Raw genomic sequence first — 24037 nt, forward strand, 5'->3', positions numbered from 1 at the left:
CGGCCTTATCCGGCTTACAGAATCGGTCATTCTCTTGCCCGGTCAGCGCAGCGCCGCCGGGCTGGTTATCAGGCTTCGCGTTTACGGGTGCTGACCGGGCTGACTGAGACGTTTCCCGCGTCGCACTTCGCCGGGAGCAGCAGCGCCATCAGCGCCGCCAGCGCCAGAGAAATAGCGAGGCAGTACACCCCAGCATCTTTGCTGTAGAGGTTGATCAGCACGCCCACGGCATAGGGGCCGCAGAAACCGCCGAGGTTACCCAGCGCGTTAATCACCCCACGCGCCCCGCCTGCCATCTCTGCGCTGAACAGACGCGCCGGAATGGTCCAGAACACGCCCGCCGCCGATTGCAGGAAGAAACCACACCCCACCAGCGCCGCATACGACAGCCAGATGCTCTCTTTCAGCGCCACGGAGAGGAACATGCACAGCGCAAAGCCCAGCAGCGGGAGGGAGACGAACAGTTTGCGTTTACCGGTACGGTCAGAAAGGGACGAGAAGAGGAACATCCCGGCGATGGCCCCGAGGTACGGCAGGATGGCGAGCATGCCCACCTGCCCCATGGTGCTGTGGGTTAACTCTTTCAGAATGGTCGGCAGCCACAGGGTGTAGCCGTAAATTCCGGTCTGGTAGAAGAAGTTGAGGGCAATCAGTTGCCACATGGTTCTGTCGGACAGCACGGCGCTCAGCGAGGCGTTTTTCACCTCTTTACCGGCAATTGCGCGCTGCTCGGCGGCCAGCGTCTCCACCAGATATTTTTTCTCTGCGTCGGAGATCCAACGGGCTTCCTGCGGACGGTCATAAATCGTCAGTGACCACAGCACCAGCACCACCAGCGACAGCAGACCTTCAATGATAAACAGCCAGCGCCAGTCCAGCGCGGTAATGATCCAGCCAGAAAGCGGCGCCGTCACAATACCGGCAATCGGCACAAACATGATCACAATGGCATTGGCGCGCCCGCGTTCCGCATCCGGGAACCAGTTACTGATCATTGTCAGCACCACCGGCAACATGCCGCCTTCCGCCACGCCGAGTAAGAAGCGCAACGCCAGCAGTTGATACTGACTGGTGACAATCCCGGTCAGGACAGAGATCACCGCCCAGGCCACCAGCGACCAGCCAATGAATTTTTTGCCGCTGCCGTGAACGGCGATTTTGCCGCCCGGCACCTGCAAAAACAGATAACCGATAAAGAAAATGCCCCCGGCGAGACCAGCCATGGATGCAGAAATCCCTAATTCCTGATCCATCCCGCCGGGCATGGCGAACGCGATATTCACGCGGTCCATGTACGAAATAATACAAGCGATAAGAATAGGAGGAATTATTCTTAACCAGCGCTGGCGCGGAATATCCGCAGATGTAGAGTAAGAGGAAGTATTCATAATTAGCATCTCGTTAAAAGTAACTGGTATGCGATGTCAGATATTTTTGTATTTATTGTCTGGCTTTATGTAAGGCGTTAATGCCGTCGCGTAATATTTCCACGCGATGTCCCACACTGGCGTTGGCATCAATTTCCAGTAATTTAATACCGGTAAAGGACAAACTTTCTGGCGCCGCGACCTGAAATAAGGCGTTGGCGCTGTCGACGGTTAATAAACTCTCCGGGCAGAACGGCGCGAACGGTGCGTGCAGATCCTGCCACTCCCCGTACGGGCCGTTTTCCGTGGTGCCGGAAAACATCAGGCCACGCAGTTTCCCGGCTTGTTGCGCCTGCCGGGTATGGGCCAGCGGCAGCGTGGTGTTGCGCCCTTCAATGGCGGAACGCGCCCAGTTAATGCACACGCCGATCTCATAACCCGCCAGCGTTTCCAGCACGTTCTCCAGCGGTAAAAACCCTTTGCGCGGCGCGGCGGCATTCATGGCATCACAGTGTTCCAGCACCAGTTCGCACGTCCAGTCCCAACTGGCTATCTCCTTGATCGAACGGGCAAACGCCTCGGTGGCCTGTTCCACGCTGGCATTGCCCACCAATGGCGCGGCCTGCATTTCCAGCGCGACGACTTTGCCGGGGAAACGGGCATTCAGCGCAGCGATCTTGTCATGTACATGACGGTAATACGCCACGCAGGCACGGCGCTGCGCTTCATCACTGGAGGCGAGGCCAAAACCGCGTTCTCCACCGCCGCGGCGACGCATGGTTTCCATCACCGCCGTGACGACAATGCGCCACTCGCCCGGCGTATGCGTTAACAGCCACTCGTCACCAAGCGGGTGCAGTTCTTCCAGGCACGGCTGCTCCAGCCCGGCAATGTGCGGGGTATCCGCCAGTTGCCGCCAGAAATCCTGCTCTTGCTGTTCCCCTTGTTGGTGAAAAGAAGGCGCGCAGGGATACGCGCCGATAATATAACCGGCGTTATGACGCTTCATATTTAGCTCCTGCTTATGCGTGAATTAATTCAATGCAGAAATAGCCACCTTGACGACAATTTTACGAATAGGCGTGGCACGATATTTATTACAAGCGGGACGGTGTACATCCTGCGGGAAAAATATCGCGTAGCTGCCAGGCACCATTTCAAAAAAAGATTCGTTCTCGCTCGCCTGATAAAAAATAATATCGCGCTGCTCCAGCAGATTTTCCGCAATCACGTTATTACCGGTATCAATGGCAATACCGATTTCCTCTTCACCCCATGCCATAAACTGGATATCCAGATACTTGCGGTGCACTTCCGGTTTTTGCTCCTCACGGGGCCGGGTGGTGAGATCGAGGATCTGCGCAAAAATGGTGCGCCCTTCGATTTCTACCACGCCAGGCTCAAGCGTGCGGAAATCCGTGGTGCGCAGGAAATCGAGCGCTTTTTCAATCGCCGCCGGTAAACGGCAGGGATTGGGCTGTGAAATATGGCCGAATAACATCGTTCGCTCCTTACAGCGCCTGGATCTTCGCCCATACGCTGTCATCAACGGTGATACCGTCGCGACGGTTTTCTTCCAGCAGGCGCGTAAACTCGTGGCCCGGCAGACGAATCGGTGCATTTTCATCCGCGCGTTCCGCGCTGGTGATGTAATCCATAATGCGTTGCAGCTTGGCGTCACGGCTTGCGCCATCGATCAGCTTGTCGACTTCGATGGCGATAAACACCTGCGAAATGCCGTATTCATCGCTGTTCTCTTCGGTGACTTCAGCAACTGATGCCCCGTCTGACAGCAGGGTGGCGATCATGTCCAGCACGATGGATAAACCGGAACCTTTCCAGTAGCCCATCGGCAGAATGCGGCGGTTTTTCTCAATCACGCCGGGTTCTTTCGTTAACTTGCCATCGTCGTCAAAGCCGCCATCTACCGGCAGTTCGCGCCCGGCCAGGCGGTTCACTTCCAGCATGCCGTAGGAGAACATCGACATTGACATATCCACCATGGTGATTGGCGTAGAGGGGATCGCCACAATCAGCGGGTTGGTGCCAATGCGGCACTCTTTCGCGCCCCACGGTGGCATCACGGCGATGGAGTTGGTCCAGCAAATCCCGATATAGCCCTTCTCTGCCGCCTGCCAGCCATAGCTGCCGCCGCGCATCCAGTGGTTGGCGTTACGCACCGCCACCAGACCAATACCGTGATCGGATGCCAGTTCAATGGCGCGATCCATCATCTTCTTCGCGGTTAAGTTGCCAATCGAACGCTGCGCGTCCCACTGCTCAATCGCGCCGAGGTTCGCAATGCGCTTCGCCTGCGCATCCGGAATGATGTCACCGGCATCCAGTTGCTGAATGAAACGCGGAAAGCGGTTCACGCCGTGTGAATAGACACCCGACTCGGTGGTACGGGCAAACATCTCCGCGCAGGCGTCGGCAGTCTCTTCACGCACATTGCGGGAACGCAAAACGCGTTTGAAGGATTGCTTAAGCTCTTCGAAGGTAACCTTCATCTTTTTCTCCTGGTTGCATCGGACTTCTGTGTTGTTTTTATACTCCTGAATTTCAAAATGCGAAATACCATTCCACATAACAAAACACGGATGTGTGATCCACGCTTCACTTTAAATTTCGAAGTTGATTACTATCAAAGGCTTATAAACATAACCTGATTTTGTGTGGCCCGTTCCATTTTGCGCTAGTATTGAGGCTGGCAAAATTAACGGGTCCAAAAGCGGCAGGAAGCGAGAACGCATCAATGCAAGACGAAAAAGAGAAACCGGCGGGCAGTCAAAGCCTGTTCCGCGGATTACAACTGCTGGATATTCTGAGTAACTACCCGAATGGCTGCCCCTTGGCCCATCTTTCCGAACTGGCTCAGTTGAATAAAAGCACCGTGCACCGTTTGTTACAGGGGCTGCAATCGTGCGGCTATGTCAAACCGGCACCCGCGGCAGGCAGCTACCGGCTGACCACCAAATGTATCGCCATCGGGCAAAAGGCGCTGTCTTCGCTGAATATTATTCACGTGGCCGCCCCCCATCTTGAAGCCCTCAATCTGGCGATCGGGGAAACCATCAACTTTTCCACCCGCGAAGATGATCACGCAATTTTAATTTATAAATTAGAACCGACCACCGGCATGTTAAGAACGCGGGCCTATATTGGTCAGCATCAGGAGTTATATTGCTCGGCAATGGGCAAAGTCTATATGGCCTTCGGTCAGCCGGAATATGTGGAGCAATACTGGAAAAGCCATCGCGAATATATTAAGCCGCTCACCCGTTACACCATTGATAAGCTCGATGTGATGCAACAGGAGTTGAAAGAGATCCGCGCACAGAAATGGGCAAAAGACCGTGAAGAGAACGAGTTAGGCGTCTCCTGCCTGGCGGTTCCGGTGTTCGACATTCATGGTCGGGTGCCTTATGCCGTGTCTATTTCGTTATCCACTTCGCGCCTTGAATTATTAGGCGAAGCGCGTCTGCTTGCGGCGTTACAAAATACCGCCAAAGAAATTTCACAGGAATTAGGCTACGAAGTCGAAGCGTAAAATAAATGCCCGTTAGCTTTTTTTCAGCAGCGGGCAATTATGACAATACTCCACCGGTTGTGATGCCTTGTAATAAAAGCAGCAGGTGCGACGAAAACGCACCGCCTGCCCTGCTGCATTGTTTTGCAACGGTCGACGAAAGCGTTTTAGCGGGTTCCATGCCAGCCCAAACTGTTCCGGCTCAGCCTGTTCCAGCAGCCAGTGGAAATCCGCCTGCCGACGCTGTTCCTGCACCGCATCCAGCGTCTCCATGCGCCCCTGATACAGCGAATAGACCCGCACGGCGGTGTTTTCCCACAAGATAGCCTCCGGCAGGCCACTCACCCGCGCCAGACTTTGCCACAGCGGCGCAAAATAGCCTTTAAACAACGTGCTGACAATCTCCGCACGCCACGTCTCACGCTCCCCAGAAGCGGCCTGCGTGGTGGTAACATCCACCGGCAGCGAGGAGCGCCACACCCCATTATCGTGCGCATACTCCAGTCGACTGGCGGTTAATGACAATGGCAGACCTTTATCAAACACCGTCATGGCATACAGCACGTTGCCGGAAGCGAGAAAGGCCAGTCGTTTGGCAAGCAACGACGCGGCGATCGCCAGATCCGGCGCGCCCATAAACGTCATCACCCGTTGCAACACCGCGCGGCAGGTATCGTCATCCAGCATGGCGGACGCGGGCACGCTGCGTTCATCTGCCTGCGCCAGGCTGCGCAGACGAAACGTGTTTTGCAGATAGCTGTACTCTTCAGGACTCAGCATGCGAGTCACCAGGAAAAGGGATACACAACGGCGTGTGGAAAAAGGGATCGTCGATAATACGGCAACGCAGATTAAACACATCCTGCACCAGCGTTTCACTCATGATCTGCTGCGGCGCGCCCTGCGCGTAGACGCGCCCGTCATGCACCGCCACCAGGTGGTCGGCATAGCGGCAGGCCAGATTGAGATCGTGCAGCACCATCACAATGGTTTTCCCCTGCTGGCGATTGAGCGTGCGTAACAGTTCGAGGATCTCAATCTGATGTGCCAGATCGAGATAAGTCGTGGGTTCGTCCAGCAACAACGTACCGGTGGCTTGCGCCAGCGTCATGGCGATCCACACGCGCTGGCGCTGCCCACCGGAGAGCGCATCCACCGGGCGGTGCTGTAAAGGCGCAGTGCCCGTCAGTCGCAACGCCTCATTGACCTGCTGATCGTCCTCTTCGGACCACTGGCGTAACCAGTTCTGCCAGGGAAAACGCCCAAGGCTGACCAACTGGCGGACGGTGATCCCCTCCGGCGCAACCGGGGTTTGCGGCAGGATTGCCAGCTTTTGCGCCACCTGTTGCGTTGCGCTGGCGTGGATATCCAGACCATCGAGAATGACGCGACCAGACTGCGGCGTTAACAGGCGCGCCATCGCTTTTAGCAGCGTGCTTTTGCCACAGCCGTTACTGCCAATCAGCACCGAGACGCGCCCTGCGGGCAGGGCCAGATCCAGCGCGTTAATCACCGTTTGCTGTTGATAGCTGACGCTCAGCTTGTCAGTTGAAAGAGACACAGATTCCCCATTGCATTACGTCCGCTGCCGGATAAGCAGCCACAAAAAGAATGGCGCACCGGCCAGCGCCACAAAAATCCCGGCCGGGAGATCGGCGGGCCGGAACAGCGTTCGTGCCGCCAGATCGGCGATCATCACCATCACGCCTCCGCCGCTTACTGCCACACAGGCCTGGCCGACAAAGCCGTTACGCACCCACAACCGGGCAATGTGCGGCGCGATCAACCCGACAAACGCCATCGCGCCCACCTGCGCAATCGCACCGCCTGCCAGCACCACGCTGCCGAGCATCAGCAACACGCGTATCGCGTTCACCCGAATCCCCAACCCCAGCGCTTGCTCATCATTCAGTTGCAGCACGTTCAGGTAACGGATAAGACAAAACAGCAGCGGAACCGCCCACAGATAGACGGCAAGCAGGTGCAACACTTTTTCCCACGTGGCGGCGTACACACTGCCGCTCAACCAGACCCATGCCGACAGCGTGGTGGTGAGCGGGCTGAACACCAGCACCAGCGACACAATCGCGCCTGCCAGCGCCGAAACGCCGACTCCCGTCAGGATCAGCCGCAGCGGCGTGAGCCCTTTGCGCCAACTGAGCAGAAAAACGAACCCCACCGCGCACGCTGCGCCAGCCATCGCCGCATAAGGCAACATGCCGCTGCCATACTGCAAACTGAAGCCAGCCAGCCAGATCAATGCACCCGCGCTGGCTCCGGTGGTGACCCCCAGCGTATCCGGCGAGGCCAGCGGGTTACGCACCAGCATCTGGATAATCAGCCCCGCGATGCCAAGGCCACCACCCGCCAGTAACGCCAGCGCCACGCGCGGTAAACGCAGCTCATGCAGAATAAAACTCTGCGGCGACGCATCCGGGCTGAGCAACAGTGTGAACGTCTGCGAAAGCGGCAGCAGCACATCGCCAATGCTTAACGACACCAGCGCCAGCACCAGCGTCACAAGCAGGCAACTTAGCACCAGCGGAATACGCCCGCGCGCGGACTGGCGGGAAAACGCGCCCCAGCGCAACACCGGATTACCCCGCATGGCTCCCCCTTCGCTGCGCCAGCATGATAAAGAACGGCGCGCCCAGCAGTGCGGTCATCACGCCAACCGGCACCTCCTGCGGCACAATGATCAGCCGGGCGGCAATATCAGCCGCCAGCAGCAGTAACGCCCCCAGCAGCGCACAAGCGGGTAGGGTCCGACGTAAATCGCTGCCAAAGATCTGGCGAACAATGTGCGGCACCATCAGCCCGACAAAGCCGATATTACCGGCCAGCGCCACCGCGCATCCTGCAAGGCCAACCACCAGCACACTGGCAATCAACCGCACCCGGGCAATGTTCTGCCCCAGCCCGCGGGCGATCGCTTCCCCGGCGTTCAGTACATTCATCTGCCGCGCAAACAGCACCGCAATCACCACCAGCCCGGCGCCCGGCAACAGCAGCGGATAAAGCCGCGTCGCATCACTAGCGGACAGGCTGCCCGCCAGCCAGAACAGCATCGTATCGAGGCTTTGCTGATCAATAACGAGGATCGCCTGGGTGAAGGCGTTACACAGCGCGGTGATCGCCACCCCGGCCAGCACCAGCCGCAGCGGATTGAGCTGACCATTGCTGACGTTGCTGACAAACCACACCAGCATGCCGGTGGTACACGCGCCGAGAAACACCAGCAGCAGGGTGATCCACGGGTCGCCAATGGAAAACAGCGTACCGGCCAGCACAATCATCAGCGCCGCCCCGGCATTCACACCAAACAGCCCCGGCGCAGCCAGCGGATTACGGGTTAAAGCCTGCATCAGCGCTCCGGCGACCGCCAGAAACGCGCCCACGCACATCGCCAGTACCGTGCGCGGCAAACGCGAGGTCTGAATAATGGTATCCGCCGCGCGGGTCGCCTCCGGGTGCAGCAGAGCAGCGGCAATCTGCGACGGGGTGTACCAGCCCGCGCCCGCCATCATGCTGAGCAATGCCAGTAATCCCAGCAAAAGCGCGCAGAGCAAAAACTTCATTGCCCCTCCCCGCGCACAAAACGCTCTACATCGTCCACGATGTGATTCGCCCCCAGAATGCCGCCGGAGAGGCTCCAGGGCACACTGTCCACCGTCATAATGCGCCGGGCTTTTACTGCCCGCAGTTGCTGCCACAGCGGGTGAGCAATCAATCGCTGGTACTGGCGGTCAATGGCCGGGCTGTTGGCGCGCAGCAGAATGAAAAAGAGATCCGCATCCAGCAGCGGGATGTTCTCCAGCGTGGAGAAGCGCAGCGAGGCGCTACGGGCTTGCGCCGCCTGCGCATTCCACGTAAAGCCCAGTTCCGACATCACCGAGCCGGGAAAACTGTGCGCCACATAGCTGCGGATGTGATCCGGGCGGACTTCAATCACCGATACCTGCGGCGGGTTTTGCGCGGAAAACTGCCGCGCCATTAAGGCCTTGATCGTCGCCACACGGCTGTCCCAGCGTTGCAGTAACATCGCAGCGGCAGGGTTCAGGCTGAGTGCATCCGCCACCACGGTCAGCGTTTTTTTAAACTCAAACACATCATCCAGCAGCGTAACCGGGGCGATCTTCGCCATCACGGGGACGATATCCTGGTGGCGAAAACGCGACGCAACGATGCGATCCGGTTGCAGCATGGCGATTTTTTCCAGTGCGGGCTGCGTTTCCAGCCCCAGTTGCGCCACCGGGGACAACATTGGCCGCAAATAACGGTACACCGGTTTTTCCGCCCACGACTCAACGATGCCGCACGGCGTCACACCGAGCGCCACCAGGCTGTCCGTCGCGCCCTGGAACAGAGAAACCACGCGCGGTAAACGGGGCGTGGCGGCAAACAGCGACGGCGACAAACCGCCAAGCAAGAGTGCCTGGAGTAATCGTCTGCGCCGCAGCGAGCAATAAACAGAAGTCATCATCGTCAATCCGTGCTGTCGCCCCTTTTCAGAGGCGACGCGGGTCAGAAATCGAGACTGTAGCCCAGCGTTGCGGTACGCCCACGCCCGGCGAAGTAGCGATCCTCATCCACGGATGCACTCTGTGAGTAATAGGTGATGTACTGTTTATTCAGCAGGTTAGAAATCCCCAGGCTGAGCTGACCGTACGGCAGTTTATAACCGACCGCCGCATCCACCAGCACGTAGCCGGAGAAGTCTTTCTCCGCGTCATCAAACGACTTGCTGAGCGCCCAGTTGGCCTGCAGGAAGGTGGTCAGTTCCGCGTTCCAGTTTGCCGACCAGTTAGCAATGATGCGGTCCGGGGCGATGTTCAGGCCGTCCAGCTTCGCATCGAGGCTGCCGTTGTTGTCGCTGTCGTAACGCCCGCGCATATGCGACCAGGAGACGGTAAATTTGTGGTCCGCATTTGGCGTATAACCCGCACTCAGTTCCACGCCGTCAATTTCGGTTTTCTCACGGCGGGCAACAAAGGCATCGTTGAGCAACTCTACGCGGCTGCCCAGTTTGGAGGTGGACTGGTAATAGCTGGCTTCAAAATCAAACGGCGCGTGCTGCACACGGAAGCCCACTTCGCTGTTTTTGGTGACGATCGGTTGCAAACCAGAGTAATCATCCAGTTTGACGCCTGGCGTGTCGATGCCGCGCAACACGCGCCCGACATCCGGCACGGTGAAGCCCTCACTGTAGCTGGCGAACAGGCTCAGCGGTTCAACCGGCGTCCAGACAATGCCCGCATTGTAGAGGGTTTGATCGAACGACGGATTGCCGCCTTCCACCGTGACGCGATCGTTGGCCCATACCGTCTGGTAACTGTCGATATTCAGCCGCGCATATTCATAGCGCACACCGCCGCTAAGTTTGACGGACGCTACCGGGCTGTACTCCAGTTGCAGGAACGGCGACAGATCGGTGTAATTAATTTCCGGCACATAGGTACGCCCGGTGCCCCACAGATCCTGTTTGGAGTTATCAAACAGCGTGTCGAAACCGACCGTCGCCTTAATGCGATCGTCCCAGATGTCGTCTTTGGTCAGGGCAATTTTGCTGCCGTACTTGTCGGTATACGCCCGCGTCTGGTCATAGAGCGTGCCGAGGGGCGCAATGTTCGGATCCTGGAATGACGAGGAGTTGGTGGCGCCAAACAGCGCTTCGTAGCGCTGGTAATACGCCAGCACATTGAGCTTCATGCCCGCCAGGTTGTAGTTATCGTAGGTGGTGCCTACCGTCCAGACATCGTTATGCGGCGCGACGCCTTCCGGGTTGCCTTTCACCGATGTGGTGACAATACCGGCCTCGCGATCGCCGGTCACACTGACGTAGTTATCTTTGTTTTTCAGGCGGTAGCGATTCAGGCTCAGTTGCACGCGCTGATCGTTATCCAGCCAGTAGCCCACTTTCGCCAGCAGATCCCAGGCACGGGAATCCATCAAATCGCCCTGCGTATTATCAACACCAATGGCGTGATTATTGGCGTCTTTGAACAGGCCCTGATCTTCATAGCTCAATGCAAACAGGTAATCGATGTACTCTTCGCTGCCATTAATGCTGTAGTTGGTTTTGTACGACAGCGTATCGCGATCAAATGCCGCCGTTGGCGTGGTGGTTTCCACGCTGACGTGCTGGTTCACCGTACCCGGCTTCGCACGTTTGGTAATAATGTTGATCACCCCGCCGGTGGCTCCTACGCCGTTGCTGGCGTTGGCCCCTTTGATCACTTCAATCCGCTCAATCATCGACGCATCAATGGTGTGCATTTCGCGTCCTGTCGGGCGCAACGGGTTCGATTGCGGAATGCCGTCAATCATCACCAGCGGCGTTCTGCCACGCAGCGTCTCCCCGCTGCCGGACATTTTTTGCCGTGGCGGAGAAAATGACGGGATCAGGTTACTGAGGATCTGCGACGTGTCAGAGGTGACCTGACGTTGCTGCGCGATCTCTTGTTCGGTGATGACTTTGATGACCTGGGGGGAATCATTGCGCGAACCGTCGGTTCGTGTGGCGGTCACAATCATTTCGTCACTGCTATCGCCCGTTCCACTCTGCGCATAAAGCGGAGCGGCGATGACCAATGAGAGCACGCCGTACAGCGGGGAAAATCTCATACAAGCTATCCTCATTCTTCGATTCCCCCACAACCGCAAGGGATCATTCCGTAATAAAATCAAATAACAACAATAAGAAACAATTTGATACCGATTATCATTATCAACAACAAAATGTAAAGTGAATATTTTCGCGCCGAAACTGAAAAAACATGCGCCAGCGACAACGCAAAGAAAAGGAAAGAGGAGAAGGGAACGACAGCAATAGCCAGGCGAAAGCGCTCGCCCGGCGCTCAGCACAGGTTACTGCCCGATCAGGTTTTCTTCCGACAGATGTTCAATAAAGGCAGCGATCGTGGAGGGAACGGGTCGGATGGGCAAACGCAATAAATGCATCGGTCGCATCGGCGGCGTGTAATCCGGCAATACCCGGTGCAGCTTGCCGGAAATGATATCGGCTTCAAGGATCACCGCGGAATTAAACGCAATCCCCAGCCCCGACAGCGCCGCCTGACGCACCGCATCACCGGAGTTCACAATCAGCCGTGGAATGATTTCCACTTCGTAGCGCCCTCCCGGCCCTTCCATTTGCCAGAAATGGTTTGATTGCCACTGGGTAAAACTGATGCAGTTATGTTTCGCCAGATCTTCAGGTGTCTTCGGCGTGCCATAGGTTTCAAGGTAGGCGGACGATGCCGCCAGCAGCATGCGATAAGGGGGCATGGGCAAGGCGATTAACCCCTCATCGCGCACATTGCCAATGCGAATGGCGATCTGGAAACGCTCTTCAATCAGGTCAACACGCCGGTCGGTCAATACCAGATCGATATTCACTTCCGGGTAGCGCAGCAAGAAAGGCGTTAACACCGGTGTCAGCACGCGGTTGCCAAACGCCACCGGCGCGCTGATGCGCAGGTCGCCCGCCACTTCATCATTCAGGCGATGAACAATGGTATCCGCTTCGTGCACGGCGGAGAGGATCTGAATACCGTGCGCGTAAAAACGTTGCCCTGCGCCGGTCAGCCCCTGGCGTCGGGTACTGCGGTGGATCAACTGGCAACCGAGCCGCTTCTCCAGCTCGCGAATGTGCTTGCCCACCATTGCAGGGGTAATGCACATCACCTCCGCGGCGGCGGTGAAACTGCCTTTATCCGCAGAAAGGATGAACGCTTCAACGCTTTTCAGGTAGTCCATTTTTCGATACTCCGACCGTCAGTATTCGCATGATTATAAACTGACAGTAATAAATCAATAAAAAGAATGACTATTTATCCCCTCCTGGTTTTTGCCTAATAATGCCAGCAGCACAAGACGAGATGGCGGTACTCGCCAAGGTTTATGTGTGACGCATTCCCATCACGATTATCAGTGATATTCACCGCAGTGGTTCGGGGTTAAGCGCATGAGTAAATTTGTAGTATTTAATGGTAGCTCCCGCTATCCGGGCAACAGTTCCGTTATCGTTGAAAAAGTGTTTAGCGGCTTCGACGCTGAGGCGTTTCGCCTTAAAGACTTTACTATCACACAGTATGAAGATTATCGGGAAACCGATCTCAAATATAAGCCCGTCACCGATGATTACGATTATTTGATCAATAAATTTCTGCACAGCGACGTGGCCGTTTTTGTTTCCCCGGTTTACTGGTATGGCATTTCGGGAACGATGAAAATTTTCATCGATCGATTCTCTGAATCATTAAAGAAAATTCCCGACTTTCGCCAGCGCTGTCAGGGTAAAAAAATCGTCCTGATTGTGATCGGTGGCGATAATCCGCAACACAAAGCGGACATTATTACCACCCAGTTTGAATACATTTGCGAATTTCTCGGCATGTCGCTGTGCCACACCTTCAAAGGTGAAGCCGATCGCGTCGGAGAAATTGAGGAACAACACGAGTTTATTCTTTCCATTAAGAATTACTTCGAAAGCAACTTCATTATTTAATCTATCTTAAGGGAATTATCATGAAAGCATTTAAATGCCTGACCTGCTCATCTTCTGTTGACGTTGTTGACGATATTCTGGTTGGTGAAATTGTTGAATGCGGCGCTTGTGGCCAGGAACATGAATTAGTGAAAGATAGTAATGGCTATCACCTGGAATTTGCACCAGAGGTGGAAGAAGACTGGGGCGAATAATGGAAAGCAAACCCTCCGTCTTATTATTTGTTACCAAAATCAGGGAAGAAGAAAAGCGCATCGTCGAATTTTTACAGCACGAGGGCGCAGATGTAGAAATTATTTCTGAACAGTCTTCATGGAACGTACAGGATGTAAAACACTACGATATTGCGTTGGTGCGCTGCCTTTCACAGAGCACGGCTCTGGCGCGCGCCCGCTATATTGAAGCCGCTGGCGTTAAAGCCATTAATTCACGCCACGCGATTGAAATCTGTACGGACAAAGGATTGCAGTCGGTACTTTTTTCCCGGCATGAAATCCCGGTGCCAGCCTGGCGGGTTGTTCATCATTACCGCGATCTCGATGGACTACTGACGCAGTTTGGCAACCGCTTTGTGATCAAGCCCGTCAATGCTTCCTGGGGTCGCGGTGTGACGCTGATCGACAGTCCGGCAAGCCTGGCGGTCTGGCTGGCCGCCAGAGAATCCGTGGATCTCAAAGGACAGCACTTGCCGGTACTGGTTCAGGAATATATCGAAAAGGATAACTTCGATATCCGGGTGGTGATTGTTGGCGACCAGCCCGTTGCAGCCATAAAGCGGGTCTCAGAAGATAACTGGAAAACCAATACGCACCTCGGCGCAGACATTATTCCGCTGGCCATTGACGATGACATTACGCGTCTGAGCCACGCCGTTATCCAGGTATTGGGTGAAGGCGTTTACGGTCTGGATTTAATGTTTAACACACGCACCGGACAATATGTTGTCTGCGAAGTCAACCAGAATCCCGAATTTGCCAAATCATGGAAAATTCATCAGGTTGATATCGCTGCACTTATCGCCAGATATACCATCAACTCAATTGAGTAAATAAGGTGGAATTATGCAGTCTCAAGGAACTCATGAATTAGCAACACAGCATTTCCAGGTCTCATTCGTTTTAGCACGAGTGTTAACCTCGGGCGTAATTATGAGTATCGAGAAAAATGAAAGCGAACTGAAAGGCCTGGAGAATATTTTAAAAAAATCATCCGGCAAACAGTACGCAGTCACCTACAACAGCATCAGCGGCGCGGTGATTGGTGCGCTCTGGGGTCAGGATATTGTTTACGGTGGAAAGACCAACCAGCGTACCCTCGATGAGCAGCAAGAGAAATTACTGAAATGGTTGGGAATTGGCCACGATAATTTATTAGCCAGACCTTATCTTTTACATACCGCAAGCTGGGAAAACCTCGCCGGCACAGGCACGTCATGTCATAACGACGAGCCGGTCAATATTATTGACTTTGCCGGGCTGGGCTTTGGGCCCTGCGCGGTCTTACTGACCAACTCAGAGAGCATTTATAAAAAAGCGGAACGCTTAAAAATCTTTGGCGCTTTTGATTTACGCACCATGTGGACTCAGCAAGAAACAGAAAAAGAAATTCAGCCAGGTCTGCAATTTAACTTCCGCCTCAGTCCGCTGGTCGGCGCGTGCATCAAAATGTCGCTTATTAAAATGGGGTTAAACAAATGAAGACCGATTTCATTATGACGCCGCTGGCCATGCCAGAGGATGGCGTGGTTGACCATAATCTGGCACTCGATGGCGATGCGCCGGTTATTCCCAAAGCCAACCGTAAAACCCTTTTCCCGAATATCACCAAAGAAGATCTGTTCCAGATGATGATCTCTGTGCAGCAATCACCGCAGGACGTGGTGGCAGAGTTCGCAGAGAAATACCGCCAGCGCGTGGGCGCGGCGTATGCCATTCCGACCGCCAGCGGGACGTCCAGCCTGCATCTGGCGTTGATTGGCGCAGGCGTGAAACCCGGCGATGAAGTGCTGGTGCCCGCCTTTACCTTTATCGCGACTGCGCAGGCGATTGTCGCCGCCAAAGCGATCCCGATTTTTGTCGATATTACTCCCGGAACGTGGTGTATCGACCCGGCGCAACTGGAGAAAAAACTCACGCCCCGCACCAAGGCGGTGATGCCGGTGCATGTGCACGGCCTGCCTGCGGACCTCGATGCCCTGACGGAATTCTGCCAGCGGCATAATCTGGCGTTAGTTGAAGATGCCTCCCATGCGCACTCCGCAAGCTGGCAGGGACGCCATTGCGGCACCTTTGGCGATGCCGCCGGGCAGAGCCTGATGGCGGATAAAAACTTCCCGCTCGGCGGCGAAGCCGGGATTGCTTTCTTTAAAGATCGCAGCAGCTACCAACGCGCCTGCGCGTTCCTCGAAGAATCCGGCCTGGATTACAGCATGTCCTGGGTGGCGGCGGCCTTTGGCATCAGCCAGCTCGCGCGTCTCGATTACTATGATGAAATCCGCCAGCGCAATGCACAGCACCTGATTGCAGAGCTTGCCACCACGCGCCTGTTCCGTGGCCCGGCCATCCCGGAAGGGGCGAAACACAGCTTCAATATGTTCCGCATCAACATCAACTGCGATTTGCCCGAGCTGGCTGGCATTCCGGAACACAAAGTCAAACAGGCATTACAGCAGGCGCTAAATGAAGAAGGGGTATTTGCCCGCGAGTGGCAAAACACCCTGCTGCCCTTCCATCTCCCCTTCCAGAACCAGAAAGGGTTTGGCAAAGGCTTCCCGTTCTTCCTGGCAGAGCGGAAACACTACCAGCATGAAGACTTCCCTAACGCCATGAAGATGCTGCGCAGCACGCTGGTGCTGTGTCGCGAACTGCGCTCGCCGGTGGAGTACGAAAAACTGCGGTCCTATGTGCTCGCGTTCAAAAAAGTGGATCGCCATCTTTCCCGCATCGCGGAGATCGCCCGTCACATCGACGATGTTCCGCCCTACGAAAAGGATGCACGACTCGGATGAATACTGTCTACACCGCCGCCATTCTTGGCGGCTCCGGATTCGTCGGCGGTGAAGTGTACCGCCTGTTAAGCACCCATCCGCAGATTGATGTGCAGTTTGTCTCTTCGGAGTCTAAAAAAGGGCTGCCGGTGGAACGCCAGATGCGCAGTTTCCGCCGTCACAGCCATAAACCGGGTCTGAAGTTCTCGTCCATCAGCGACATCAAAGACAACCATTACGATCTGGTCTTTTCCTGCCTGCCGAACGGCAAACTGCCACAGATGGTGTCGTTAGTCAGCGAACACTGCACGCGCCTGTTCAACCTGAGCGGCGACTACCGCTTTGATGAAGAGGCGATTAACGCGGTGCACTACCCGGCCACACCGGGCAGTTTGCCGCCGCAGGTGGTCAGCCAATATTTTGTGCCGGAATTCACCACGCCCGACCCGGCGGCGACCCTCATCAACCTGCCTGGCTGTATGGCGGTGGCTTCGCTCTATGCGCTGTGGCCGCTGGTCAGCAAACAGCTGGTGGCGGGCAATATCATCGTTGATGCGAAAACCGGCTCCAGCGGCGCAGGGAAAAGCAGCGCCGAAACCCATGCCGAACGCTCACACAATTTCCGTCTGCACAAAGCGTTCAACCATCGTCACGGGCCGGAAGTGACGAAATTACAGCAACTGACCGCCGATCCGCTGGACATCACCTTTGCGGCTTTCAGCCTCGATACCGCCAGAGGGATCTACGTCAGCGCTTACAGCACGCTCAAACCGGGCTGTACGGCGGCGGATGTGCGTCAGGCGTTTTTCTCCCACTACCAGCAGACGCCGTTTGTTCACTACCTGAAAAACGGCCAGGTGCCGATGCTGAAAACCGTCTGCGGCACCAATCACGCCGAGGTCGCCACGCTGGTTGAGGGTGATAAGTGCCTCAGCCTCTGTTCGCTGGACAACCTGCTTAAAGGCGCGGCGGGCCAGGCGGTGCAGGCGGCAAATCTCTGGCTCGGCCTGGAGTCGTTTGCCGGGCTGGATCATCTTAACGAAGCCGGGTGGCCATAATGGATAATCTCTACGTCATCAAAGCCGGAAGCAGCACCCTGTATAGCGGCAGTGGTTTTTTCCGTGAAGTGATGGAGATCAGCCGCGCCGGCGGTAAGGTGCTGGTGATCTGCGGCGGCGCGGAGGCTATCGAACGGGAGTACCGCCACCAGGAGATCGAGGTGGCGTATCTGCCGCTGGCGAACGGCGATCGGGTGCGCTATTGCAGCCCGGAACACATGGACGTGATCCTTAAAGCCTACCGCGAGCGCATTGGCAACCTGATTAGTCTTGCGGCACAAACGCTGGATTTTTCCGCCTATTACCAGGTCGCTGGCGACAATCAGCTGGTGACCGGAAAGATGGGTAAGCCACTGAAAATCACCGAAGGCGGGCGCAGCCGCATTGTGCGCGACTCGCTTTACGGTGGATTCAACGACGCAAAAACCGCCGTCTTGCGCGCGCTGCTGGAAAGCTATGACATTGTTTTTCTCTCACCGCCAATCTGGGAAAGCCACGCGCGGCAGTACATCAATATTGATGCCGATATGCTGGCAGCACACCTGGCGGTGGCGCTGAACGCCAACCATCTGCGCTTTGTCACCGGTACAGCGGGGATCCTGCGGGACATCAACGATAGCGCCAGCACCCTGCTCGATGTCTACGCCGACGACGAACTGGTGGTAAGCGGGCGGATGAAACAGAAAGTCCGCGCCTGCCAGCTCGCGCTGCAACAGGGCGTTTGCGATATCGCCATCAATGGCCCGCACTCACTCTCTGCCGCCGCCACCTGGTTCTGGCGTGGCACCGGCGTCAGCGAGCCGATGCGCCTGCTGAATATGATGGTCAATATCTCGTCCATTTCCGGCGACGAGTCGGTACTGGCGAACTTTTTGTCTCAGCGTCTGGCCGGTAGCGACATCGATGCGCAGATTGACCCGGCAGGCAACCTGGTGCTGAGCAAAGGCAACGGACCAAACACTCTGCTGATGCTCGGCCATCTGGACACCGTTCCGGGGCTGTGGCGCAGCGACGCGGGCGAGGATTTTGTCAGCGGTCGCGGCAGCGTCGACGCCAAAGGCTGCCTGGCAAACTTTATCGACGTTCTGCAACAGGTTGAGGTGCCGCCTCACGCGCGTTTACTGGTGGTGGGCGCCACCGAAGAGGAGGTTTCCTCCTCGAAAGGTGCTTACTACGTACGCGATAACTACCCCGCCAACGCGGTGATCATTGGCGAGCCCAGCGGCGTGATGCACGTTGCCATTGGCTATTATGGCCTGCTGAAGATCAAAGTGACCGTGCGCAAAGGCATGGAGCACACCGCCGCACGGGACGCGAAAACCTCTATCGAACACGTTTATGAAGCCGCTGGCGCACTGCGGGCGGTGATGAACGATTTTGACAGCAACAATATCTCCAACATCATCGGCATCACCCATCGCCACGCGCTTTCCTGTGAAGAGTCGCAGTTGGTGATCAATTTCCGCGTTTCGCCGGAAGCGCGCCCTGGCTACATCGAACCACTGCTTGCGCTGAGCGGCGATGGGCTCACGGTGGAGATCGAGCGCAGCACGCCGGGCTATAAATCGTCACGCACCAACCCGCTCTACCGCGCGCTCAATCAGGCTTTCAGTCGCGTACTGACGGACACGCCACCGCGGCCGGTAGTGAAAAAAGGCACCTGCGATATGAATACGCTGGCAACAAGCTGGCGCAACGTGCCGTTCATCGCCTATGGCCCCGGTGATTCCGCGCTTGATCATACCGACAAAGAGATCAACTACACCGACGATGTGCTGCTGTCGCGGCGCATTTTGCAGGAGACCGTTATCAACTGGATGCGGCTGAATGGAGGGGAGAAGTAATGGCCTCGTTGCATGAACTGCCCGCACTGGCAGCCCAGGCGCGCGGCGTGATTATTGATATCGCCGCCAGCGACGTCGGTTGCCATATTGGCGGCTCGCTGTCAGTCATCGATATTCTGCTCTACGCCCTTAACCGCTACCAGGCGGATGAGCATAACTGCGTGGTGCTGAGCAAAGGGCACGCCGCCGCCGCGCTCTATAGCGCACTGTACGTGCTCGGTTACAGCGACACCAACCCGGCGGAACACTATGGCCGCAGCGATTCGCTGCTGACCGGCCACCCGAACCATAAAATCCCGCATATTCGTTTCTCTACCGGCAGCCTCGGGCACGGCATCGGTTATGCCGCAGGCTGGGCGCTGGCGCAGCGTCAGTTGAACAGCAACGGCATTGCCGTGGCGATTGGCGGTGATGGCGAGTTGCAGGAGGGGTTGTGCTGGGAAGTGCTACAGGTGCTTTCCGCGCAGGAGATCAACAACCTGGTGTATGTCATTGATAACAATGGCGCACAAAACGATGGCTATGTCCGGGATATCTCCCCCATCGCCGATATCAAAGCGCGTTTCGCCTCTTACCGCATGGATGTGGTGGAAATTGACGGGCACGACTTCGGGCAACTGGAGCAGGCGTTTTCTGCCCGTCAAAACCGCGGGCTGGTGATCATCGCCAACACGGTGAAAGGCAAAGGCATTGCCGAGCTGGAAGGCAACCCGTCCTGCCACTACGCCAGGCTGAAGCTTCACCAGGCAATCAAATGGAAAAGGAGACTCGCCGATGCTGTCAGGTAGAGACGCGTGCAAGGATGAACTGGTTAATTGCGCGCAGGAAGACGCGAAAATAGTGTGTCTGGAGGCAGATCTCGGCGGGCGTAATCACCCTTTTCAACAGCGCTTCCCGGACCGTTTTTACAATATCGGCATCGCCGAAATGGCGGCCATCGATATGTGCACCGGGCTTGCCGCTGCCGGGTTCAAACCCTTTTTCACCACCTTCGCGCCGTTCGCCGCGCTGCGTTGTGCGGAGGCGATCAAGCTGTCGCTCGGCTATATGGGCCAGCCGATCACCGTGATTGGCGCGTATGGCGGCGCCTCTGGCGGCTGGTTTGGCACCACCCATCACAGCCTTGAGGATGTCGGTGCGGTGCGATTGTTCCCCGGTATCCGTATCGCCTGCCCGTATGGCGAAACCGAAACGCGGCAGGTGCTGCGCAACGCCGCCCTGGGCAGCGAGCCTTGCTATATCCGGCTGGGGCGCAACGACGTTTACCCCGATCTTGAACGCTCGGCGGAATTCGACACGCTGATCGTTGAGCAGGGTTATCGCGCCAGCCACCCGGTTACGCTTGTCTCGGTGGGCGAAAAAGCCACGCAATTGTGCGTCGCCGCCAAGCAAGAACTGGGCGAAATCAATCACCTGCATTTGTGCTATGTGGACAACGCCTCCCTGCACCACCTTATGCCAGACATCGCCCGGCTTCCCGGCCCGCTGATGGTGGTGGAAGAACATCGCCGCGCGGGCAGCGTGGCGGCGGAACTGGCGCTCAGCATGCCGCATAAACAGGTGCTTTCTTACACCCCCAACGATGACTGGCCACAGTATGGCGGCAGCCAGGACGACGTACTGGCGGGCCTGAACTTCTCTCTTGAAAGGTTACTCACCACCATAAAAGACATTATTTATGCCAAGGAGCATGTATGAGCACGAGCTTTGCCATTTTAAAAGATCCGCGTTTCCGGGCGTTTTTTCTCTCTGATATCGTTTCAGGGTTTGGCGTCGGAATGGCGACGATCGGGGCCAACTGGTTTGTGCTGATGAAAACCGGGTCGAATCAATATGTCGGTATCTTACTGGCGGTGAACGTGATCGCAGGGTTTGTGGCCTCCCTCTTTTCCGGGGTGATCACCGATAAATATAACCGTAAGACCGTGATCTTTTTCACCCATGCTATTCGCGCGCTCTTTTTGCTGCTGCTGTTCGTCATGCTGTCGAATTTCGATTTCAATATGTACTACCTGTACGCGTTCGCCATTATTAATGGCGTCGGCTGGACGGTGTATATGTCGGCTTCGCGCAGTTTCCTGCAGGAAATTCTCGAAGAGAAAAAATATGTCACCGGCAACTCTCTGCTGGAGATCAGCTTGCAGGTCGGGATGTTTCTTGCGGCGGCAGCGTCCGGGTTTATTTATAAGTACTTCAGCTTTAACGCCATTCTGCTGGTAAATGCGCTGATGTTTGTCTTCAGCGCCATCACCATTAACCTGATTAAGTACCGCGCCGTCTCCCGCGAAACCGACAGCGAAAATTACACCGTAATGCTGCGTCGCGGCTGGTCATTTCTCTATGAAAATAAGGGAATTTTCGTGCTTGGCGTGGTATCGATTGTGCCGCTGATTGTCACCATGATCTATAACGTGGTGCTGCCGGACTACGTGAACAATACCCTGCAACGGGATAGCGTCACTTTCGGCTTTGCGGATATGTCTTACGGCATTGGCGGGTTGCTTTCCGGGATCATGATGTCGTCGCTGGCCATGAAACTCGACGCCCGTAAATTAATCAGCGCGTTCTTTGTTCTGGCCTGCATCAACCTGTTATTCCTCAGCCAGAACAGCTTCGTCTTTAATTTATATCTGTGCAGCCTGTTACTGGGCCTGTGCAACTCTTCGCTGCGTATCTTAATGAACTCCCTGCTGATGCAAACCGTGCCAAAAGATTATATGGGGCGTTCGATGGCGGTGTGGATCGGTATTTCGCTGATCTGCCAGTGCCTCTTCTCACTGTTTATTGGGTCCTACCTCGATCAGCATGGCGCAATGATTGGCATTGTGATCATGGCGCTGATGATGGGGGCGGGATTCGTCATGTTTGTTCTTAATCAACTGTTGCTCTCAAAAAAGCATCCTGAAAATTTACAGGGGTAACGACTATGTCAGATAAAAAAGTCATTTTTTTGGTTGAACCGAGTTTCTTCGGCGTCAGTTTTGCCCGCGAGGCGCACAAAGCAGGTTTCTACGTTGTTGTGCTGGTTTCGGCGAAAGACAATCCACAGCTCTATGGTTATGAAGGCGAATACGATGACTTGCTGGTCTGCGACATCCGCGATGCGGACTCCATCTACCAGGCCATCTATCGCAGCCCGTATAAACGCATCGACGCGATGATTTCGGCAACGGACTACGCCATGGCGACCACCGCCGAGGCGGCGCAGCGTTTAAACATTCCCTGCATCAGCCATGAAACGGCGACGCTGGCGCGCAACAAAGATTTGGCCCGTATTCGCTACAGCGAACGCGGCGTGCCAAGCGCGCAGTTCAAAATCGTCCACCGGTTGGGAGAAGCGGAAGACGCGGCGGCAACGATTGGCTACCCGGTGGTACTGAAACCCACCAATACCGCCAGCAGCCAGAACGTCTTTTTTATTAACGATCGCCAGCAACTGCGCGACGCCTTTAAAGTGCTGGAAAATTTCACCACCAGCTATATGGGCTTCAGCGTGCGCAAAGAGTACCTGGTGGAAGAGTATCTGGAAGGGCCGGAATTCAGCGTGGAGATCTTCTTAACCCACGGTGAAGTGGTCTTCGCGGAAGTGACCGAAAAAGTCACGTCGCCGCTGCCTTACTTTGTCGAAATGTTCCATATCTTCCCGACGTCCGTGCTGGAAGATAAAAAGCCGCAAATGATTGAAGTGGCACGCCAGGCGCTGGAAGCCATCGGCTTCACCAACGGCCCGGCGCACGTCGAGGTGAAATACACCCAAACCGGGCCGCGTATCGTTGAGGTCAACGGCCGACCGGGCGGGGATAATATTACCTCCGACCTGATCCCTGGCGCCTACCACCTCAATATTTTCCGCCAGGCGGTATTTAACGCGCTGAAACTGCCGGTTGACTTTACGGTGGAAAAACCGATGAGCTGCGCAGTAGGCTATATCTGCGCCGATCGCGACGGCGTGTTAGCGTCCATTGAGAACCTTGCCAGCGTGCAACACGATCACGCAGTGCTGCGCTCCGCCATCAGCGCCAGACCGGGCGATAAAGTCGTGGTGCCGAAAAGCTCCGATGACCGGTTAGGGTATTTTATTGTGCAGGCGGAAACCCCGGCCAAAGCAAAAGCCAAGATCACCGAACTGATCGGCAAATTAAAACTGACCTACCGCAACTAACATCCTGACGCAGCCCCTCTCCATTCAGCGGGAGGGGCGCATTGCTAACCCCCGCCACCTGTTCTATAACGTAAATCCTCTTCATCAACGGATCCCGATAATGGACACCAGGTTACAAGCCGCCATTGCACTGCGCAAACAGGGCGAACATGAGCAAAGCCGCCAGCTGTTACAGGCGCTGACCACCGAGCCGGAACTGCGCGCCCTCGCCTTTTTACATCTGGCCTGGTCTTACGATAATCAGGGACTGGAACGGGAAGCCGAGCACAACTACCTTGCCGCACTGGACGCAGGACTTGATGAAGAAGAGCGGTTCGAAGCCCGGTTTGGCCTCGCCTCAACCTGGCGCTGCCTCGGCAAGTATCAGCAAGCCAAAGCGCTGTTTGAAGAGATCATGATCGCGTGGCCTCAGGCGACGGAAGTCAGGCCGTTTTATGCATTGTGCCTGTATAACCTGGGTGAACATGAATGTGCAGTCAGCGTGTTACTGGAATCTGTCGCACAACACCCCGATGAGCGTACCGCGCCCTATCAGGAGGTTCTGCGCTATTACGCGCAGAACCCGGATCAACGCTGGTAACA

24 protein-coding genes are annotated in these 24037 nt (G+C 56.0%); 13 read left to right on the forward strand and 11 right to left on the reverse strand.

The window, feature by feature from the left end; all coding sequences use genetic code 11:
- Positions 1–68 precede the first annotated feature (68 nt).
- The 4 genes from ACQ3G7_RS04835 to yiaK are packed head-to-tail and all read right to left on the reverse strand — an operon-like array spanning position 69 to position 3877.
- Positions 69–1388, reverse strand: a complete 1320-nt coding sequence (locus ACQ3G7_RS04835; protein WP_430889027.1) for an MFS transporter — start codon at positions 1386–1388, stop codon at positions 69–71.
- A gap of 52 nt (positions 1389–1440) precedes the next feature.
- Positions 1441–2376: a DUF4862 family protein gene (locus tag ACQ3G7_RS04840; RefSeq protein WP_430889028.1), complete on the reverse strand. Its 936-nt coding sequence runs from the start codon at positions 2374–2376 to the stop codon at positions 1441–1443.
- 24 nt (positions 2377–2400) lie between these two features.
- A complete protein-coding gene (locus ACQ3G7_RS04845) occupies positions 2401–2868 on the reverse strand; it encodes a YhcH/YjgK/YiaL family protein (RefSeq protein ID WP_430889029.1) in 468 nt (155 codons plus the stop codon).
- A 10-nt stretch (positions 2869–2878) separates the two neighbouring features.
- Positions 2879–3877: a 3-dehydro-L-gulonate 2-dehydrogenase gene (gene yiaK / locus ACQ3G7_RS04850; RefSeq protein ID WP_430889030.1), complete on the reverse strand. Its 999-nt coding sequence runs from the start codon at positions 3875–3877 to the stop codon at positions 2879–2881.
- Positions 3878–4122: 245 nt separating this feature from the next.
- Between yiaK and ACQ3G7_RS04855 the strand changes: the two genes are divergently transcribed.
- Complete coding sequence (locus ACQ3G7_RS04855) at positions 4123–4917, forward strand: IclR family transcriptional regulator (RefSeq protein ID WP_430889031.1); 795 nt, start codon at positions 4123–4125, stop codon at positions 4915–4917.
- A gap of 12 nt (positions 4918–4929) precedes the next feature.
- Here the strand turns inward: ACQ3G7_RS04855 and ACQ3G7_RS04860 are convergent, their stop codons facing one another.
- The 7 genes from ACQ3G7_RS04860 to ACQ3G7_RS04890 all read right to left on the reverse strand — a co-directional run bounded on the left by ACQ3G7_RS04860 (position 4930) and on the right by ACQ3G7_RS04890 (position 12654).
- A complete protein-coding gene (locus ACQ3G7_RS04860; RefSeq protein ID WP_430889032.1) occupies positions 4930–5676 on the reverse strand; it encodes an IucA/IucC family C-terminal-domain containing protein in 747 nt (248 codons plus the stop codon).
- Positions 5663–6457: an ABC transporter ATP-binding protein gene (locus ACQ3G7_RS04865; protein WP_430889033.1), complete on the reverse strand. Its 795-nt coding sequence runs from the start codon at positions 6455–6457 to the stop codon at positions 5663–5665. The genes ACQ3G7_RS04860 and ACQ3G7_RS04865 overlap by 14 nt, the downstream gene beginning before the upstream one ends.
- Positions 6458–6472: 15 nt before the next feature.
- Positions 6473–7504: a FecCD family ABC transporter permease gene (locus ACQ3G7_RS04870; RefSeq protein ID WP_430889034.1), complete on the reverse strand. Its 1032-nt coding sequence runs from the start codon at positions 7502–7504 to the stop codon at positions 6473–6475.
- The gene (locus tag ACQ3G7_RS04875; protein ID WP_430889035.1) at positions 7494–8474 is read right to left on the reverse strand and encodes a FecCD family ABC transporter permease; all 981 of its coding nucleotides are present in this window, start codon (positions 8472–8474) and stop codon (positions 7494–7496) included. The genes ACQ3G7_RS04870 and ACQ3G7_RS04875 overlap by 11 nt, the downstream gene beginning before the upstream one ends.
- Positions 8471–9379, reverse strand: coding sequence for an ABC transporter substrate-binding protein (locus tag ACQ3G7_RS04880; protein ID WP_430889036.1), 909 nt, complete (start codon positions 9377–9379; stop codon positions 8471–8473). Before ACQ3G7_RS04880 ends, ACQ3G7_RS04875 begins: the two co-directional genes overlap by 4 nt.
- Before the next feature lie 41 nt (positions 9380–9420).
- A complete protein-coding gene (locus tag ACQ3G7_RS04885) occupies positions 9421–11520 on the reverse strand; it encodes a TonB-dependent receptor (protein ID WP_430889037.1) in 2100 nt (699 codons plus the stop codon).
- A 243-nt stretch (positions 11521–11763) separates the two neighbouring features.
- On the reverse strand, positions 11764–12654 hold the full coding sequence (locus ACQ3G7_RS04890; protein ID WP_430889038.1) for a LysR family transcriptional regulator: 891 nt from the start codon (positions 12652–12654) through the stop codon (positions 11764–11766).
- A 208-nt stretch (positions 12655–12862) separates the two neighbouring features.
- Here ACQ3G7_RS04890 and ACQ3G7_RS04895 point away from each other — a divergent pair, with 208 nt between their 5' ends.
- The 12 genes from ACQ3G7_RS04895 to ACQ3G7_RS04950 all read left to right on the forward strand — a co-directional run bounded on the left by ACQ3G7_RS04895 (position 12863) and on the right by ACQ3G7_RS04950 (position 24035).
- A complete protein-coding gene (locus ACQ3G7_RS04895; protein WP_263097574.1) occupies positions 12863–13405 on the forward strand; it encodes a flavodoxin family protein in 543 nt (180 codons plus the stop codon).
- A gap of 20 nt (positions 13406–13425) precedes the next feature.
- Positions 13426–13599: an alpha-aminoadipate/glutamate carrier protein LysW gene (locus ACQ3G7_RS04900; RefSeq protein ID WP_263097575.1), complete on the forward strand. Its 174-nt coding sequence runs from the start codon at positions 13426–13428 to the stop codon at positions 13597–13599.
- On the forward strand, positions 13599–14453 hold the full coding sequence (locus ACQ3G7_RS04905) for a RimK family alpha-L-glutamate ligase (RefSeq protein WP_430889039.1): 855 nt from the start codon (positions 13599–13601) through the stop codon (positions 14451–14453). Before ACQ3G7_RS04900 ends, ACQ3G7_RS04905 begins: the two co-directional genes overlap by 1 nt.
- Positions 14454–14466: 13 nt before the next feature.
- Positions 14467–15102 carry a hypothetical protein gene (locus ACQ3G7_RS04910; protein ID WP_430889040.1) on the forward strand — a complete coding sequence of 212 codons (636 nt, stop codon included), beginning with the start codon at positions 14467–14469 and terminating at the stop codon, positions 15100–15102.
- Positions 15099–16412, forward strand: coding sequence for a DegT/DnrJ/EryC1/StrS aminotransferase family protein (locus tag ACQ3G7_RS04915; RefSeq protein ID WP_430889041.1), 1314 nt, complete (start codon positions 15099–15101; stop codon positions 16410–16412). The genes ACQ3G7_RS04910 and ACQ3G7_RS04915 overlap by 4 nt, the downstream gene beginning before the upstream one ends.
- Positions 16409–17449, forward strand: coding sequence for an N-acetyl-gamma-glutamyl-phosphate reductase (gene argC, locus ACQ3G7_RS04920; RefSeq protein WP_430889042.1), 1041 nt, complete (start codon positions 16409–16411; stop codon positions 17447–17449). The genes ACQ3G7_RS04915 and argC overlap by 4 nt, the downstream gene beginning before the upstream one ends.
- On the forward strand, positions 17449–19293 hold the full coding sequence (locus tag ACQ3G7_RS04925; protein ID WP_430889043.1) for a M20/M25/M40 family metallo-hydrolase: 1845 nt from the start codon (positions 17449–17451) through the stop codon (positions 19291–19293). Before argC ends, ACQ3G7_RS04925 begins: the two co-directional genes overlap by 1 nt.
- Positions 19293–20081: a thiamine pyrophosphate-binding protein gene (locus ACQ3G7_RS04930; protein WP_430889044.1), complete on the forward strand. Its 789-nt coding sequence runs from the start codon at positions 19293–19295 to the stop codon at positions 20079–20081. The genes ACQ3G7_RS04925 and ACQ3G7_RS04930 overlap by 1 nt, the downstream gene beginning before the upstream one ends.
- The gene (locus tag ACQ3G7_RS04935; RefSeq protein ID WP_430889045.1) at positions 20068–20991 is read left to right on the forward strand and encodes a transketolase family protein; all 924 of its coding nucleotides are present in this window, start codon (positions 20068–20070) and stop codon (positions 20989–20991) included. The genes ACQ3G7_RS04930 and ACQ3G7_RS04935 overlap by 14 nt, the downstream gene beginning before the upstream one ends.
- Positions 20988–22214 carry an MFS transporter gene (locus ACQ3G7_RS04940; RefSeq protein WP_263097583.1) on the forward strand — a complete coding sequence of 409 codons (1227 nt, stop codon included), beginning with the start codon at positions 20988–20990 and terminating at the stop codon, positions 22212–22214. The genes ACQ3G7_RS04935 and ACQ3G7_RS04940 overlap by 4 nt, the downstream gene beginning before the upstream one ends.
- A gap of 5 nt (positions 22215–22219) precedes the next feature.
- Positions 22220–23455, forward strand: coding sequence for an ATP-grasp domain-containing protein (locus tag ACQ3G7_RS04945; RefSeq protein WP_430889046.1), 1236 nt, complete (start codon positions 22220–22222; stop codon positions 23453–23455).
- A gap of 100 nt (positions 23456–23555) precedes the next feature.
- Positions 23556–24035, forward strand: a complete 480-nt coding sequence (locus ACQ3G7_RS04950; protein WP_430889047.1) for a tetratricopeptide repeat protein — start codon at positions 23556–23558, stop codon at positions 24033–24035.
- Positions 24036–24037 lie beyond the last annotated feature (2 nt).

Source organism: Kosakonia sp. N21, from assembly GCF_050587465.1.
GTDB lineage: Bacteria > Pseudomonadota > Gammaproteobacteria > Enterobacterales > Enterobacteriaceae.